The organism is Streptomyces carminius (assembly GCF_002794255.1).
Classification (GTDB): Bacteria; Actinomycetota; Actinomycetes; order Streptomycetales; family Streptomycetaceae; genus Streptomyces; species Streptomyces carminius.
Genome location: NZ_PGGW01000069.1, coordinates 649,919 through 665,260, shown reverse-complemented (window position 1 = coordinate 665,260; position 15,342 = coordinate 649,919). Strand labels below are relative to the sequence as shown.

The following is a 15,342-nucleotide window of genomic DNA, read 5'->3' as shown; positions in this document are numbered from 1 at the left end:
ATGACTGTCTGTGCCGTCGACGCCGTCCGAGGTGGCGGCGAGAGGACGGGGTACACCGGCTTCACGATCGCCGCGGACGGCTCCTACGCGGCCCGGCTGGCCGCCACCGGTACGGGCCGGGGCTGGGTGCCCGAGCGCTGGACACTGGACGGTCCCGAGCCGTACGCGGTGCCGCTGCCGGGGCCGCGGCCGGAGGAGCCCGGCACCCAGGTGCTGCCGCTGTCCGACGGGCGGGTGCTGATCTGCCGCCGGACCGCCGGCCGGCACCGGCTGGCGCTGCTCTACCCCACCGGTCCGGGCACCGGCGAGGTCCCTCTCGGCGAGGTGGGATGCGAGCGGCTGACGCTGCTGCCGCCCGTCCCGGGCGGGGCGGCCGCCTACGCCCTCTCCCCCGCCCACCCCGGCGGGGACACCACGGCGGTGTGGCGGGTGCACGGCGGGGCGGACGGCCCGGAGCGGGTCGCCATGGTGTCCGGCCGCTGCTCGGGCGGCGGCTGGCTGGACCGCGACGGCCGGCTGCTCGCCCTGGACCGCACCGACGCCGACGGCCGCACCAAGACCGTCACCGTCGACCTGGGACGCGGCGGCGAGGTGTCCCCGCTGCTGCGGATCACCGACGACAGCGACGACCGGCTGCTGCTGGCCGACCCCGACAGCGGGCTGCTGCTGGTGCGCTCCGACGCCCCGGGCGAGACGCTGCTGGGCTGGGGGGTGCTCGGCAGCCACCGGCCGGTGCGCTTCCCCGGGGCACTGCGCCCGCAGGGGGTCTCGCTGGTGCCCTTCGCCGTCCAGCCCGGCCAGGCCCTGGTGCCGGAGGACTGCGCGGTGGCGCTGCGGGTGGACGGGCCGAACGGGACGTGGGTGGCCGTGTGGCGGCCCTCCCAGCGGCGGCTGCGGCATCTGCCCGCCCCACGCGGCTGGCTGCGCGGGGCGGGGCTGTGGACGGCGGCCGGCGAGCTGCGGCTGCCGTACGCCGCCCCCCATGTGCCGTGCGGGCTGGCCCGGATCGGGCCGTTCCGCCCGGAACCCGGCGAGCGGCCGCCCGGCCCGGGGCTCGCGTTCGTGCCGCGGCCGGGACCGCCCTCGGAGGCCGGGCACGAGGCGGCGGAGGGGGCGGCGGAGGGAGGAGCGGACGGGGTGAGGACCGCGCCGCGGGTGCCGCCCGCCCCGGCGGCGCCGGTCGGCCCGCTCACCGCCCGGCCGGTGCCGTACGTTCCGGTGCCGCTCCAACAGGCCCCGTTGGAGGGGGCGTTGGAAGGATCGCTGGAGCGGGCCGACACGGAACGAAGATCGTAGAACTACTACGATTCGGTCGGGTACGGAGGAAGAGCCACGTGTCCACCTTGTCCACGGAGTAGTTCGCGATGTCCCAGACCGAGACCGAGCCGAGCACCGAGACGAGCACCGAGCCGAGCGCCGAGGCGAGCACCGACAACGCCGCGTCCCGGGGCAGACACCGGGGCCGGGCCGCTGTCGAGGAGGAGATGAGGGTGCCCGCCCAGGGCCGCCACCGCCGCCCCGGGTCGCCGGAGCGGGACGGCCCGGGAAGCTGACCGCCGGTCCGCCCGCCCCCGGCCCCGGGTGCCGTCGCCTCCTCCGGCGCCCGGGGCCTCCGGCTGCCCGGGCGACCGCACACCGGCCACCGGGCCGCGAGCCGGTGGGCCTGTTCCGGTGTCGCGGCCCTACGCGTGGTGGACGACGGTGTCGGCCAGCACCGGGGCGTCGCCCCGGTCGGCGGCGGTGACGGCCGCCGTCAGCCGCCCGTCGCCCCGCCACAGCCGCACGCGCAGGGTCTCGCCGGGGAAGACGGCCCCCGCGAAACGCGCCCGGTAGCCGAGCACCCGCTCCACCTCCCCGCCCAGCGCGGTGTCCACGGCGGCCTTCAGCGCCATCCCGTAGACGCACAGGGCGTGCAGGGGCGGCCGGTCGTGGCCCGCGTCCCGGGCGTGCTCGGGGTCGGTGTGCAGCGGGTTGTGGTCACCGCACAGGCGGTACAGCAGTGCCAGGTTCTCCTGGACCGGCCGGGTGAGGTCCAGGTCCGGCTCCCGCTCCGGCGTGCGCGCCGGGCCGCGTCCGGGCCGTCTGGCCCGGCCCGCGCCCCGCCCGCCGTCGAGACCGCCCCCGCCCCGGACCAGCAGCCCGGCGGTACAGCTCCACATCGGCCCGTCGCCGTCGGCGACCTCGGACCTCAGCACGACGACGGCGTCCTCGTCCCGGTCGTGGACGGCGGTGATCCGTGAGGTCCGCACCGCCCTGCCGTTCACCGGGACCGGCCGGTGCAGGGTGAGGGACTGCTCGCGGTGCGAGACGGCGGACGGCTCGACGTCGACGCCGGGCGCGTACAGCCCGTCCAGCAGGGCGGGCCGGCCGCCCGCGACGGTGGCGAAGCCGGGCAGGACGCGCAGTCCGCGCTCCAGGGTGTAGCGCAGTTCGAGCGGATCCGTGGCGGGGACACCCGCACCGATCCCCAGGTGGTAGAGCTGCACGTCCCGGTGGTCCCAGACGAGTTCGGTCGTGACGGGGTCGGCTGCGAGGGCCTTGGCCGGGTCGATGGGCATGGGAGGCTCGCTCCTTGGCTGCCGCGGTGCACGATGGCGGACGGTGAGAACGCGCTCCGGCCGGTGTCCCCGGGCGTCGGAAGGCCCCTGTCCGACGCACCCGGCCGGTAGCCGGAGGAACAGTATGGCGGCCCGCGGGTGCCGGGCCGCTCCGGGCGATGGCTTTTCGGACACGCCCCGGGTGCCCGGCGGTTCCGCCGCTCCCGCCGCCCCCGCCGGGCGGGCCGGTGGGGCGTAGGGCAGCATGGGCCCCGGCACCGGGCCGGACCAGGCCGCCCCCGGGCCGGGCGAGGAAGGGACAACCGTTGGAAACCGCCGCGCGGCCGACACCCGAGGCCCTCGCCGCCTTCGAGGCCGCGAAGGGCTTCATGCCCGCCGACGAGGGGCTGGCGCTGTACGCCGCCGCCGTCGAGGCGGCGCGCCTGGGACTGCCGCTGCTGGAGATCGGCACCTACTGCGGGCGCTCCACCATCCTGCTGGCCGACGCCGCCCGCCGGGCGGACGGGGACGTGACCGTACTGACCGTCGACCACCACCGGGGCAGTGAGGAACAGCAGCCGGGCTGGGAGTACCACGATCCGGAACTGGTCGATCCGCGGGTCGGTCTGATGGACACCCTCCCCTTCTTCCGCCGCGCCCTGCACACCGCCGGGCTGGAGGAGCACGTGGTGGCGCTGGTCGGCCGCTCGCCGCGGATCGCCGCGCTGTGGGGCGGGCGGCTGGGGCTGGTCTTCGTCGACGGCGGCCACACCGACGAGCACGCGCGGGCCGACTACGAGGGCTGGGCACCGCAACTGGCCGAGGGCGGACTGCTGGTGATCCACGACGTGTTCCCGGATCCGGCCGACGGCGGGCAGGCGCCGTACCGGATCTACCGGCGCGCGCTGGAGTCGGGCGCCTTCGCCGAGGTGTCCGCGTTCCGCTCACTGCGCGTCCTGCGGCGTACGGGCCCGGGCGTCTGACGGCACCGGCCCCGGCCGCACCGCTACGATCTCCGGTCATGTCCCTCGGCCGCCGCCCGTTCACCGCTCTGGCAGTCCTCGCGCTCGTGCTGACCGTCTGTCTGGCGGGCTGGTCGGCGTGGCGGTCGGTGCGCCAGGAGGACTCCGGGCGGGAGCCCGGCGCACCCGCCCCGGGCACCTCACAGGCCTCACCCCCGGCGGCACCCACGGCCGGCTCCCCGGAATCAGGGGAGCCCGGGGAACCGGACGGGGACGGCGGGGACGGCGGGCCGTTGCGGGGCACGGTGGTGGTGATCGATCCCGGGCACAATCCGGACAACCGCGAGCACACCCGCGAGATCGCCCGCCGGGTCGACATCGGCACGGGCCGCAAGGAGTGCGACACCACCGGCACGGCCACGAACTCCGGTTACGCGGAGGCGGCCTTCACCCTCGACGTCTCGCGCCGGGCCCGGGACATCCTGGCGGAGCGGGGCGCCAGGGTGGTGCTCACCCATGACGGCGACCGCCCGTACGGGCCCTGCATCGACGAACGCGCCGCGCGGGGCAACACCGTGGACGCCGACGCCGCGGTCTCCGTGCACGCCGACGGTTCGGGAAAGGGCAACCGGGGCTTCCATGTCATCGTCCCGGCCCGGGTGAAGGAGGGCGGCGCCGACACCACGCGGATCACCGGCCCGTCCCGGCTGCTGGGCGAGGAGCTGGCCGACGCCTTCGCGGCGGCCACCGGCACCGGTCCCGCCGGCTACCTGGGGCCCACCGTGGCCGAGACCGGTCTGGTCACCCGCGGCGACCTGGGCGGCCTCAACCTCTCCCGGGTGCCCAAGGTGTTCCTGGAGTGCGGCAACATGCGCGATCCGCGCGACGCCCGGCTGGTGACCGATCCGGCCTGGCGGCAGCGCGCGGCCGAGGGCCTCGCCGACGGCGTCACGGCCTTCCTGCGCGCCTCGGGGAGCCACCCGCACGCCGGACCGGACAACGCGGACCCGCCGGACCCCACCGGGCGTCCTTCCGTACGATAGGGCCCGCCCCCAAGCTGACCAGACCATGACGAGACCGACTAAGGACCTCACGTGAACATCCGCTCGCTCACCCGAAGCGATGGTGCGGTAATCGGAGCAGCGGTGCTGCTGTTCATCGCCTCGTTCCTCGCCTTCTTCGAGGCCTCGGAGAACTGCTCCGAGAACTGCACGGTCAACAGCTGGGAGCCGGCGCTCTTCCCGCTGCTGCCGACCGTGACTCTCGCCGCACTGATCGCCGCCGCCCTGCTCGTCGCCGGACGGATACTGCCCGGCGACCGCAAGGTGGCCGGGCTCGGCCTCGAACAGTGGGGTACCGCGCTGGCCGTGTTCACGGGCTGGGCGGCACTGTGGTCGATGTTCTCCACCGTCCTGCCGGACCCGGAGGGCATGAACCTCAACCGGAGTCTGGAACTGGGGGTCGGCGCCTGGCTGACGCTCATCGGGGGTCTGGTCATGGCGGCCTTCGCCGTTCTGGGCAACACCGTCTCCGCGCTGAAGGCCCCGCTGCTGCCGGCGCCCTCCCCGCAGGCCCCGAACCCCTACGGCACGGGTCCGCAGCCGGGGCAGCAGGGCGGCTACGGCTACCCGGGCGGCCCCCAGCCGGGCGGCTACGGCTATCCCGGCGGCCCCCAGCCGGGTCAGCCCGGTCAGCCGATGCAGCCGGGCCAGCCGATGCAGTCGATGCAGCCCGGCCAGCAGGGGCAGCCGATGCAGCAGGGCCAGCCGGCCGGTCACCAGCCGTACGGCGGCGGCCAGCCCGCGCAGCAGCAGGCTCCGGGTCCGGGTCCGGCGGCCGGTGCCCCGGCCGACCCCGGCTTCCAGCCCTTCTGGTTCGCCGTGCCGGTGGCCCGTCCGCTGTACAGCGAGGACGGTTCGCACAGCCAGATCGCCGAACTGGCGCCGGGCACCTGGTACCTGGCGGTGGAACAGCGCGGCCAGACGCTGGTCGCCCAGACCCAGGACGGCCGCCGCGGCGTCCTGCAGGACACCTCGGGCATCCAGCGCGGCTGACCGGCCCGGCCCCCGCCGCGCGGCGGCACTCCGTCGGCCCCGCCCGTTTTCCGGGCGGGGCCGACGCCGTACCGGGGGCACCCCGCGCACCGTCTCCCGTCGGACGCCTCAACAGCCCCTGATTCCGGGCGGATCGGGTTTGCGCGCGTACGGAGCGGCAATCCGGAGCACATGGTCACTACTGTCCGACGAAGCGGAGGCAGTACGGCGGCCCTGGTGATCCGGATCGTCGCGGACATCATGGCGGCCATCATCGGTCTCTGGATCCTGCTGTACGTGCTGGACGCCAACCGGGGCAACGATCTGGTCGTGTTCGTACAGGACGCCGCCCGCTGGCTGGCGGGCTGGTCCCACGACCTCTTCGACCTGGAGCCCGGCTGGTTCCAGGTGCTGATCAACTACGGCATCGCGGCCGTGGTCTACCTGTTCATCGGCCATCTGCTGGCGGCCCGGATCCGCCGTTACTGACGGACCGCCACGGGACGCCGGCCCGGCCGGCCGCGTCCCGGCGGCTCAACAGCAGTCCGGTTCCAGTCCCGTCGGCAGCCGCTCCCCGCCGAAGACCGCCACCGTGGCCTCGTCGCCGCCCAGCGCGGCGACGGCCAGCAGCAGCGAGCCCGCCGTCCAGGCGGTCAGCTCCTCGGGCCAGAAGGCGTCGTCCGCGAAGACATAGCCGGTCCAGTACATGCCGTCCGCGTTCCGCAGGTGCTGCATCCAGCGCAGGATCTCCAGCGCCCGGTCGGACTCCCCCATCACCCACAGGGCGAGCGCGAGTTCGGCGCTCTCGCCGCCGGTCACCCAGGGATTGGGCAGTACGCAGCGCACCCCCAGGCCGGGGACGACGAAGCGGTCCCAGCCGGACTCGATCCGCTCCTTGGCCTCGGGCCCGGTCAGCGCCCCGCCGAGGACCGGGTAGTACCAGTCCATCGAGTAGCGGCTCTTGTCCAGGAAACGCTCGGGATGGCGGCGTATCGCGTGACCCAGCCGGCCCAGCGCCAACTCCCAGCCGGGCTGCGGCTCCTCGCGGTGCTCGGCCAGCGCCAGCGCGCAGCGCAGCGCCTGGTGGACGGAGGAGCAGCCGGTCAGCAGGGCGTCGGGGGAGGCGGTGCCGTCGGCGTCCCGCTTCCAGCCGATCTGGCCGCCGGGCTGCTGGAGGTCCAGGACGAAGCCGATCGCCGCGACGACCACCGGCCACATCCGCTCCACGAACGTCTCGTCGCCCGTGGCGAGGTAGTGGTGCCACACCCCGACGGCGACGTACGCGCAGAAGTTGCTCTCCCTGCCCGGGTCGGTGGGGTGTGCGGCGTCCCCGTCGGCGTAGGCGGCGTACCAGGAGCCGTCCGGATTCTGGTGCTCGGCCAGCCAGCGGTAGGCGGCCTCGGCGCGTTCGTGCTCGCCGGCCGTGTCCAGCGCCATGGCGGCCTCGACGTGGTCCCAGGGGTCGAGGTGGTGGCCGCGGAACCACGGGATCGCGCCGTCGGGACGCTGGACGGCGGCGATGCCCGCGACGGTCCGCGCGGCCTGCTCGGCGGTGAGCACGCCCGGCAGGACGAGCCGCTCGGTGCGGTCCGGGCTCGTCATACCCGCTCCGTGCCGGTCTCCGGGGTGGCGGTCCCCGGGACGGTGGTCTCCGCGCCGGGGACCGGGGCGGCCGGAAGGTGCGGCTTGGTGGCGTACGCCACGAAGCTCTTGCCCATGACGGGGTCGAGCGCACGCTCGGCGAGCCGGGTGACCAGGGGTTTCCTCATGATGTCCCAGACCAGCAACTTGTGGTACGCGCGCACCGGCAACGCGGCCTCGTCCCCGTCCCGGTTCACCCCGAAGGCGCACTTGAGCCACCAGTACGGGGAGTGCAGGGCGTGGGCGTGGTGCGTCCCGTACGGTTCCAGGCCCGCCTCGCGGATCCTCGCCAGCAGTTCGTCGGCGCGGTAGATGCGGATGTGGCCGCCCTCGACCTCGTGGTACGCGTCGGACAGCGTCCAGCACACCTTCTCCGGGCCGTAGCGCGGCACGGTCACCGCGATCCGGCCGCCGGGGCGCAGCACCCGCACCAGCTCGGCCAGGACGCCCTTGTCGTCGGGGATGTGCTCCATCACCTCGGAGACGATCACCGCGTCGAAACTGTCGTCCTCGAAGGGCAGCGCGAGGGCGTCGCCCTCCAGCGCGGTGGCCTCGGCGCCCGCCGGCGCCTCGCCGGCCTCCCGCATGGCGGCGAACCACTTGGCGACCTCGCGGATCTCCTCGCCGTTGCGGTCCAGCGCGACCACGCGCGCGCCGCGCCGGTAGCACTCGAAGGCGTGGCGGCCGGCGCCGCACCCCAGGTCCAGGACCCGGTCGCCGGGGGCGAGCGGGAAGCGGGAGAAGTCCACGGTCAGCACTGAACTGGTCTGCCTTCCTCGGTGATGTGCGGGAGGGAACCGGTGCCGTGACCGGGGAGGCCCGCCGGCCCGCGGCTCCCCACGGCGGGGAGGTCCCGGCGCGCCTTCGCGGTCACGGCGCTAGCCGGTGACGGGAGCGCGCCGGGCCGCCGCGCTCCCGTTCTCGTCGTGTCCGGCCCGCCCGGCGTTCCCGATCGCCGTGCGGTAGTGCTCCACCGTGCCGCGGGCGGCCTGCTCCCAGGTGAAGCGGCGCAGCACCCGCTCCCGTCCGGCCGCGCCCAGCCGCGCCCGCAGGGCCGCGTCGCCCAGCAGGCGCCCCAGGGCGGCGGCCAGCGCCCCGGCGTCGGCCGGGGGCACGGCCAGGCAGGTCTCGCCGTCGGGGCCGGCGACCTCGGGGATGGCTCCCCCGGTGGTGGCGACCAGCGGGGTGCCGGTGGCCATGGCCTCGGCGGCGGGCAGCGAGAAGCCCTCGTAGAGGGAGGGAACGCAGGCGACCTGGGCGCCGCGCACCAGGTCGGCCAGCTCGCGGTCGCTTATGCCCTTGACGAACTCGACCGCGCCGCCGAGCCCGTAGCGTTCCAGGGCGTCGGCAACCGGGCCCTTCCCGGGCCGTCCGCCCACCACGACCAGATGCGCGTCCGGGTACTCGGCGCGGACCTTGGCCAGCGCCTCCACCAGGTGGACCAGTCCCTTGAGGGGGACGTCGGCGCTGGAGGTGGTGACGATGCGGCCGGGGATCTCCGGGACGGCCGGGTCGGGGGAGAACAGCCGGGTGTCGGCACCGATGTGCACGACGTGGACGCGCTCGGGGCGCACCCCGAGGTGCTCGGTGATCTCCCGGCGGGAGGAGCCGGAGACGGTCAGGATCCGCGGCAGCCGCCGGGCGACCCGTTTCTGCATCCGGGTGAAGCCGTACCAGCGGCGCACCGAGGCCCGCTTGCGCCAGTCCGCGGCGGCGGCCAGCTCCAGCCGCCGGTCCACGGTGATGGGGTGGTGGACGGTGGTGACCAGGGGGAGGCCGAGCCGTTCCAGGCCCAGCAGCCCGTAGCCGAGGGTCTGGTTGTCGTGGACGACGTCGAAGTCGCCGCGCCGGGCGGCCAGCAGGCGGCGGGCGCGCAGCGAGAAGGTCAGCGGCTCGGGGAAGCCGCCGGTCCGCATGGTGGCGACCTCCAGCACGTCGATCCAGTCGCGGTACTCCCCCAGCCGCGGGGTGCGGAAGGGGTCGGGCTGGCGGTAGAGGTCGAGGCTGGGGAGTCCGGTGAGGGTGGTCTCCCCAGCCCAGCGGTCCTCCCCGTCCGCTCCGGGGGCGTCGAGGACGGGGTAGGGCTGGGCGCCGATCACCTCGACGCGGTGGCCGAGCCTGGCCAGTTCGCGCGACAGGTGCCGTACGTAGACGCCCTGGCCGCCGCAGAACGGGTTCCCCTTGTAGGTGAGCAGTGCGATCCGCAGCGGTCGGCCGCCGTCGGCGGCCGTGCCCGCCAGGGGACCGGGCGCGGCGTCCCTGGTGGCCTCTGCCGTCACTCACGGCCCCCTTCTGCAAGGATCTCGCGGCAAACCTCCGCGGGAGCGTAACCGCTCGCGTTAATCTGGAACAAGTTTCAAGGATGGCCGGGCCGCGCCCCGCTCGCACTCCGGCCGTGTCCGGTCCGGCGGTCCGTACGGCCCCGACCCGCAAGATTACCGGCCGGTAGGTGATCCGGGCCGGACGGCCCGGGTGATTCGCACCACGGCACCCCCCGTGCCGGACCCGTGCGGCCCGGCGGAGACGGACGGGCCCCGGCAGGCAGGACGGCAGGCAGGCAGGACGGGTAGATGACAGAACAGCCGACGGCACACCCCCGCCCCCTCGCGCCTGCCCCCGCCGCCCCGCGGCGCGCCGAGCGCCAGGAGGCGCGCCGCCGCCGCATCCTGGACGCCACGGTCTCCCTGGCCCGGCGCGGCGGCTTCGAGGCGGTGCAGATGCGCGAGGTCGCCGAGACGTCCGGTGTCGCGCTCGGCACGCTCTACCGCCACTTCCCCTCCAAGATCCACCTGCTGGTCGCCACCATGCACGACCGGCTGGAACATCTCCACCGGTCACTGCACCGGCATCCGCCGCAGGAGCCGGAGCCCTCGGCCCGGGTCGCCGGCACACTGCTGCGCGCCTTCCGCGCGCTCCAGCGGGAGCCGCGGCTGACGGAGGCCATGGTGCGCGCGTTCACGTTCGCGGACCGTTCGGCCGGCGCGGAGGTCGACGCGGTCTCCCGGCTCACCACGGCCATCATCCTGGACGCCCTGGGGACGGCGGGGGACGCGGGGACCCCCGGGACGGAGCGTCTCCCGGCGGTCCGGGTGATCGAGCACACCTGGCACTCGGCCCTGACCGGCTGGCTCTCCGGGCGGGCCTCGGGCGAACAGGTGCGCGGCGATATCGAAATGGCGTGCCGATTGATCGACATCACGGCACAGGACGGCGCGCGCCGATAATTCGCACAGGTCAGGCGCGCGCCCCCGAACAGCTTCCAGCGCCTCTGAATACTCGTCGGTACTGGCCGAAAGTCTGCGTTATCAGGGGACCGTTGTAGGTATCTGTTGACGGGTGTTCGACAAACTTCGCCCGGACAGGGCACTGGAGGAGCCGACCGTGATTCAGGTACTGCTGGTGCACCACTTCAGCCTGTTGAGATCCGGCCTGGCAGCGTTGCTCAACAAGGCGCCCGACATGGAGGTCAGGGATGTCCCCTGGTCGAACGCCCCCGGTCGACTCCGGTCCCTGCGGGCGGACGTGTGCGTCGTCGACCTGGACGGCCCGGAGGGACCGGAGGGGGGCAGCGTCGCCGAGCTGTGTCGGCATATGCCAAAGGCAGATTGTGGCCTACTGGTTCTGGCCACCCCGGGAAGACCCGGGGTGCTGCGCCGCGCCTATGACGCCCACGCCCTCGGTTTCGTGAACAAGGACGCCACTCCGCAGAAATTAATGGAAGGCATCCGGAATGTTGCCGCCGGCCGCCGCTATGTGGACGAATCCCTGGCCCATGATCTGCTGCGCGCGGCGGACATGCCGCTCACCGCACGGGAGCTGAGCGTGCTGTCCCTGGCAGCCAGAGGTGCGACGGTCTCCGAGATAGCCGGCCGACTGCACCTGTCGTGCGGGACCATACGCAACTACATGTCCGCCATCACGCGGAAGACCGGCGCGCGCAACCGCGTCGACGCCATAAGGATCTCCCAGGGCGCGGGCTGGGTGTAGCGGAGGACACCCACCACGCGGAGGTCCGGCGGCGCCGGTGCGGCATCAGACCGGTGCGGCACCGCCGCCGGACAGCGGGACCGCGGGCGGCGGCCCGGACCGGGCGCGGCCCGCCGGCAGGTCCCGTTCCCCGTCGCGTCCATCCTTCTGTCCGCCGTCGCGTCCGCCATTTCGTCCGCCGTCGCGCCCGGTGTGCCACCGGCCGACGAGGTCGCGGTAGAGGGCGGAGCCCGCCAGCAGTTCCCGGTGGCTCCCGGCGGTGGCCCGGGCGCCGTCCATCACCAGCACCCGGTCGGCCCGGTGCGCCGAGCTGATCCGGTGGGCGATCACCACCAGGGTGCCGGGCCGGGCGGCGAACGCCCGCTCGGCCCGGGCCTCGGCCACCGGGTCCAGATGGCAGGTGGCCTCGTCCAGCAGCACCAGCGGGGCCGGCGACAGATGGGCCCGGCCGAGGGCGACGAGCTGCCGCTCCCCCTGGGAGAGCGCCGCCGGGTCGACCACCGCGTCCAGTCCGCCCAGCCGGTCCACCAGCGGTCCGAGCCCGACCGCGGCCACCGAGGCGGCCACGGCCTCCCCGGGCACCTCGGGCTCCGGCGGGCACAGATAGCACAGGTTGTCGCGGAGGGTGCCCGTGAAGACATACGCCTGCTGCGGGATCAGCACCCGCCGCCGCGCCAGCTCCCCGGCCTCCAGACCGCGCAGCCGCCGGGCCGGCTCGCCGTCCACCAGCACCTCGCCCTCGTCCGGTGCGAGCAGGCCCGCGACGAGGGCGGCCAGCGTGGACTTGCCGATGCCGCTGGGACCCACGACCACCAGGTGCTCACCGGGCTCGACCACCAGACCGACATCGCGGAGCACCGGCTGGGCGCCGGGACCGTAGGCGAAGGTCACCGAGCGCAGCTCCACCCGGGAGCCGGACTCCCGGCGGACGGCGGGGACGGCGGGGGCGGTGGAGGCGGTGGGGACGGGAGCGGGTGGGGGCGCCTTCCCGGCCGCGGGCTCTGCGGCGTCCCCCGTGTCCCCGACCTCCCCGGCGTCCCCGGGACCGACCAGCCGGTCCAGGATCACCAGCAGCCGGGTGCCCGCGGTGCCCAGCGCGCTCATCAGGGTGTGCAGGGCGGGCAGGAGCGACTGGGTCAGATAGGTCAGCGCGCCCAGCAGCGCGCCCGCCGTGACCCCCCGGTCCAGCAGCCACGGGGAGGCGACCAGCAGCAGGACGACCGGCAGCTGCCCGGCCACCCCCAGCGCCAGGGTGCGGGCCGCGGCCCAGCGGGCGAGCGAGCGGGCAGCGCCGACCTCGGTGTCCACCAGCCCGTCCGCCTCCGCGGCCGTACGCCGCTCGGCGCCGCACGCCACCACGTCCCGCAGCCCCGCGGCGACGGCCCCGTACCGGGTGGCCAGCGCCTCGTCGGCGGTGAGGAAGTCCCGCTGCCGGGCCGCCATCGGCACCAGGGTGGCGGTGAACAGCAGCAGGCCCAGCACCAGCGGCGGCACCACGACCACCAGCAGCAGCGGGGCGAGGGAGGCCAGCCCGGCCAGCGCCCCGGCGGCGGTGAAGACGAAGGAGCGCAGTACCAGCACCAGGCCCGCGAAGCTGTCCCGGGCCAGTTCGGTCTGGTGGGTGAGGCGGGAGACGGCCGAGCTGTCGGCCCGGGCCGGGTCCGCCGCCGCCTCGCGCAGGGCGCGGGTCACCACCCGGCGCAGCAGTCCGTCCCGGAGCGGCTCGACGAGGTCGGCCAGGGCGCGGAAGACCCCCCGGGTGGCCAGTCCGCCGGCGAGGGTCGCCACGGCGGCCACGGCCAGCCAGAGCAGCCCGGTGCCGGTCTGCCCGGCCAGGAAGCCGCGGTCCAGGGACTGGGCCACCCCGTAGCCGAACAGGAAGGTCTGCGCGGACTCCAGCAGCGACCAGGCGCCCAGCAGTGCCAGCACCCGTTTCCTGCCGCGCAGGAAACGGACCGCGTGCGGGGTCAGCCGGCGGGCCGGGCCCGGTTCGGTGCGGCTCACCGGGCTCCCTCCCCGGCCGCCGCCGTGCCCGCCGGGTCCGCCGCCGCGCCGTCCGCGTCCGCTTCCCCGGCGGCGAACACCGCCCGGTACTCCGGGATCTCCCACAGCGCCTCGTGCGGGCCCACGGCCCGCACCCGGCCGTCCGCCAGCCAGGCCACCAGATCGGCGCGGGCCGCGGAGGAGACCCGGTGCGCGACGAGCAGCCGGGTGCCCGCCCGCACCTCGCGGGTCAGCGCCCGGCCCACCTGGAGCTCGGTGACGCTGTCCAGGCTGGAGGTGGCGTCGTCCAGGATCAGCAGCCGCCCCGCGTGGGCGAACGCCCGGGCCAGGCCCAGGCGCTGGAACTCGCCGCCCGACAGCGGCGCGTCCGCCAGCGCGGTGCCGTACCCGGCGGGCAGCCGGTTCACGAAGACGTCCGCGCTGGCCGCCCTCGCGGCCCGGGCCACGGCGCGGTCGTCCACCTCGCGCGGGCCGAAGCCGATGGCCTCGCCGACGGTCGCGCCGAACAGCGCGGGCCGCTCGAAGGCGTAGCCGACCTCCCGGCGCAGCACCCCGGGGTCGAGGCCGGCCAGCGGGACCCCGTCCAGCAGCACCTCGCCCTCGTCGGGGTCGGCCAGCCGCCCGGCGAGCGCGGCCAGGGTGGACTTGCCCGACCCGGAGGCGCCCACCACGGCCACTGTGGTGCCGCCGGGGACGGTCAGGTCCACGTCCCGCAGCACCGTCCGTCCGCCGCGCACGGCGGTGACGCCGCGCAGTTCCAGCCGTCCGGTGCCGTCCGGCGGCAGCGACCGGCCGCCGTGCTCCACCGGGGGCACCGCCAGCAGTTCGGCGGCGCGGCGGGCGGCGGCGCGGCTGCGCACCAGGGAACTGAGCTGGGTGGTGATCCCGCCGATCCCGGCGGCCAGGGACGCGTAGCGGGACGCGGCCAGCAGTTCGCCGACGCTCACCGCCCCGGCGGCCAGCCGGACGCCGCCCACCGCCAGGACGGCGGCCGTCAGCAGGGGCACCAGTACGCCGCTGCCGACGACGGCCCGCCCGTACACCTGCCACATCCGCCTTCCCTGGCCGCTCAGTTCGGGCAGCGGGGCCAGGACGCGGGCGCGTTCGCGCCCGGCGGTGCCGGCGGCGGCCACCGTACGGGCGCCCGCGAGCGCCTCGACCAGATGGGCGGCGATCCGGCCCTGGACGCGCTGGTAGTGCGAGACGCTCTCGGAGGAGCTGCGGGCGAAGGCGCGCAGCAGCAGCACCAGCAGGGGCACCCCGGCGCAGAAGGCCGCGGCCAGCCAGGGGTCGATGAGCAGCAGGGCCGCCAGGGCACCGAGCGGGGTGACCAGGGCGGCGAACGCGCCGGCGGCGGTGGCGGGGGCGTGGCCGGCCTCGGCGGCGTTGCCCGCCAGCCGGGTCACCAGGTCGCCGGAGGTGAAGCGGGCCGCCCGGTGGGGGCCCACGGACAGCAGGTGGCCCAGGCCGCGGCGGCGCAGCCAGGCGGTGGAGCGGGCACCGGTGACCCCGGTGAGATAGGCGGTCGCCGCGTCGCACAGCACCTCGGCGGCGACCAGCAGCGCGCACAGCGCCAGCCAGCGGGGCAGTCCGGCGCCGCCGTCCGGGCCGTCGCCGGAGTCCAGCGCCAGATCGAGGGTGCGGCCGAGTACGGCGGGCAGGGCGACGGCCGCCGCGGCGGAGGCACAGCTCAGCAGGCAGATCGCCGTGGTGCGGCCCGCGCTGTGGCGGAGCGCGCCCAGCAGGAGGCGGTCGGCGTCCCGGCCGGTGCGTACCGGCGGGCTCCCGGGCCGGTCCTCGGACGGGCCGCCGTGCGGGGACCGCTCCGGCGCGCCGCCGGCTTCGCGGTCGGTGGGCTGGGTTGCCATGGGCGGTGGGTCCTCGCCTCCGGAAGCGGCGCGGTGCTGCCGCGCCCGCGGGGGTACGGGGAGCTGGGCGGGGGGTAACCTCCGGATACGGCGACGCGGCCCCGGGCGTTGTGACCGCCCGGGACCGCGCGCTGCCGTTTCACGGTCGCGGTGTCGTCACCGCGTGCCCCGAAAAGGTCAGTCGCAGGTGGTGACGCTCAGGGAGCTGTCGCCGCACAGCAGCAGGCTGGCGCGGCTGCCGCCACCGGTGAACTCGTCCTCGGCGGGGGTCTCCATGGTCTGCAGGTCGAGAAGGGTCATTTTTCTTTCC

Annotated in this window: 15 protein-coding genes; 8 read left to right on the top strand and 7 right to left on the bottom strand. The window is 75.6% G+C overall.

Annotation, left to right across the window (positions count from 1 at the left end):
- Both CUT44_RS29935 and CUT44_RS29930 read left to right on the top strand, forming a co-directional pair.
- Window positions 1-1,296, top strand: coding sequence for a hypothetical protein (locus tag CUT44_RS29935; RefSeq protein WP_199185884.1), 1,296 nt, complete (start codon window positions 1-3; stop codon window positions 1,294-1,296).
- Window positions 1,297-1,364: 68 nt separating this feature from the next.
- Complete coding sequence (locus tag CUT44_RS29930; protein ID WP_100205059.1) at window positions 1,365-1,553, top strand: hypothetical protein; 189 nt, start codon at window positions 1,365-1,367, stop codon at window positions 1,551-1,553.
- Between the two features lie 129 nt (window positions 1,554-1,682).
- Here CUT44_RS29930 and CUT44_RS29925 read toward each other — a convergent pair whose 3' ends face one another.
- Window positions 1,683-2,558 (bottom strand): MaoC/PaaZ C-terminal domain-containing protein, encoded by an 876-nt coding sequence (locus CUT44_RS29925; protein WP_100205058.1) that lies wholly within the window; start codon window positions 2,556-2,558, stop codon window positions 1,683-1,685.
- Between the two features lie 368 nt (window positions 2,559-2,926).
- Here CUT44_RS29925 and CUT44_RS29920 point away from each other — a divergent pair, with 368 nt between their 5' ends.
- The 4 genes from CUT44_RS29920 (at window position 2,927) to CUT44_RS29905 (ending at window position 6,021) form a co-directional block, all read left to right on the top strand.
- Entirely contained in the window at window positions 2,927-3,520 is a 594-nt protein-coding gene (locus tag CUT44_RS29920) for a class I SAM-dependent methyltransferase (RefSeq protein ID WP_100205295.1), read from the top strand.
- A gap of 38 nt (window positions 3,521-3,558) precedes the next feature.
- Complete coding sequence (locus tag CUT44_RS29915; RefSeq protein ID WP_100205057.1) at window positions 3,559-4,542, top strand: N-acetylmuramoyl-L-alanine amidase; 984 nt, start codon at window positions 3,559-3,561, stop codon at window positions 4,540-4,542.
- A gap of 51 nt (window positions 4,543-4,593) precedes the next feature.
- Entirely contained in the window at window positions 4,594-5,553 is a 960-nt protein-coding gene (locus CUT44_RS29910; RefSeq protein ID WP_100205056.1) for a DUF5336 domain-containing protein, read from the top strand.
- Between the two features lie 171 nt (window positions 5,554-5,724).
- Window positions 5,725-6,021 carry a hypothetical protein gene (locus CUT44_RS29905; RefSeq protein ID WP_100205055.1) on the top strand — a complete coding sequence of 99 codons (297 nt, stop codon included), beginning with the start codon at window positions 5,725-5,727 and terminating at the stop codon, window positions 6,019-6,021.
- A gap of 45 nt (window positions 6,022-6,066) precedes the next feature.
- Here the strand turns inward: CUT44_RS29905 and CUT44_RS29900 are convergent, their stop codons facing one another.
- From CUT44_RS29900 to CUT44_RS29890, 3 genes are all read right to left on the bottom strand, one after another.
- The gene (locus CUT44_RS29900; RefSeq protein WP_100205054.1) at window positions 6,067-7,134 is read right to left on the bottom strand and encodes a prenyltransferase/squalene oxidase repeat-containing protein; all 1,068 of its coding nucleotides are present in this window, start codon (window positions 7,132-7,134) and stop codon (window positions 6,067-6,069) included.
- Window positions 7,131-7,931 (bottom strand): class I SAM-dependent methyltransferase, encoded by an 801-nt coding sequence (locus CUT44_RS29895; RefSeq protein WP_100205053.1) that lies wholly within the window; start codon window positions 7,929-7,931, stop codon window positions 7,131-7,133. The genes CUT44_RS29900 and CUT44_RS29895 overlap by 4 nt, the downstream gene beginning before the upstream one ends.
- 120 nt (window positions 7,932-8,051) lie before the next feature.
- A complete protein-coding gene (locus CUT44_RS29890; protein WP_100205052.1) occupies window positions 8,052-9,452 on the bottom strand; it encodes a glycosyltransferase family 4 protein in 1,401 nt (466 codons plus the stop codon).
- 291 nt (window positions 9,453-9,743) lie between these two features.
- Between CUT44_RS29890 and CUT44_RS29885 the strand changes: the two genes are divergently transcribed.
- Both CUT44_RS29885 and CUT44_RS29880 read left to right on the top strand, forming a co-directional pair.
- A complete protein-coding gene (locus CUT44_RS29885) occupies window positions 9,744-10,397 on the top strand; it encodes a TetR/AcrR family transcriptional regulator (protein WP_100205051.1) in 654 nt (217 codons plus the stop codon).
- A gap of 157 nt (window positions 10,398-10,554) precedes the next feature.
- Window positions 10,555-11,160 carry a response regulator transcription factor gene (locus CUT44_RS29880; protein ID WP_233221788.1) on the top strand — a complete coding sequence of 202 codons (606 nt, stop codon included), beginning with the start codon at window positions 10,555-10,557 and terminating at the stop codon, window positions 11,158-11,160.
- Between the two features lie 45 nt (window positions 11,161-11,205).
- Here CUT44_RS29880 and CUT44_RS29875 read toward each other — a convergent pair whose 3' ends face one another.
- From CUT44_RS29875 to CUT44_RS29865, 3 genes are all read right to left on the bottom strand, one after another.
- On the bottom strand, window positions 11,206-13,164 hold the full coding sequence (locus tag CUT44_RS29875; protein ID WP_100205050.1) for an ATP-binding cassette domain-containing protein: 1,959 nt from the start codon (window positions 13,162-13,164) through the stop codon (window positions 11,206-11,208).
- Window positions 13,161-15,032: an ABC transporter ATP-binding protein gene (locus CUT44_RS29870; RefSeq protein WP_100205049.1), complete on the bottom strand. Its 1,872-nt coding sequence runs from the start codon at window positions 15,030-15,032 to the stop codon at window positions 13,161-13,163. Before CUT44_RS29870 ends, CUT44_RS29875 begins: the two co-directional genes overlap by 4 nt.
- A gap of 177 nt (window positions 15,033-15,209) precedes the next feature.
- Entirely contained in the window at window positions 15,210-15,332 is a 123-nt protein-coding gene (locus CUT44_RS29865; RefSeq protein WP_100205048.1) for a SapB/AmfS family lanthipeptide, read from the bottom strand.
- Window positions 15,333-15,342: the final 10 nt, after the last annotated feature.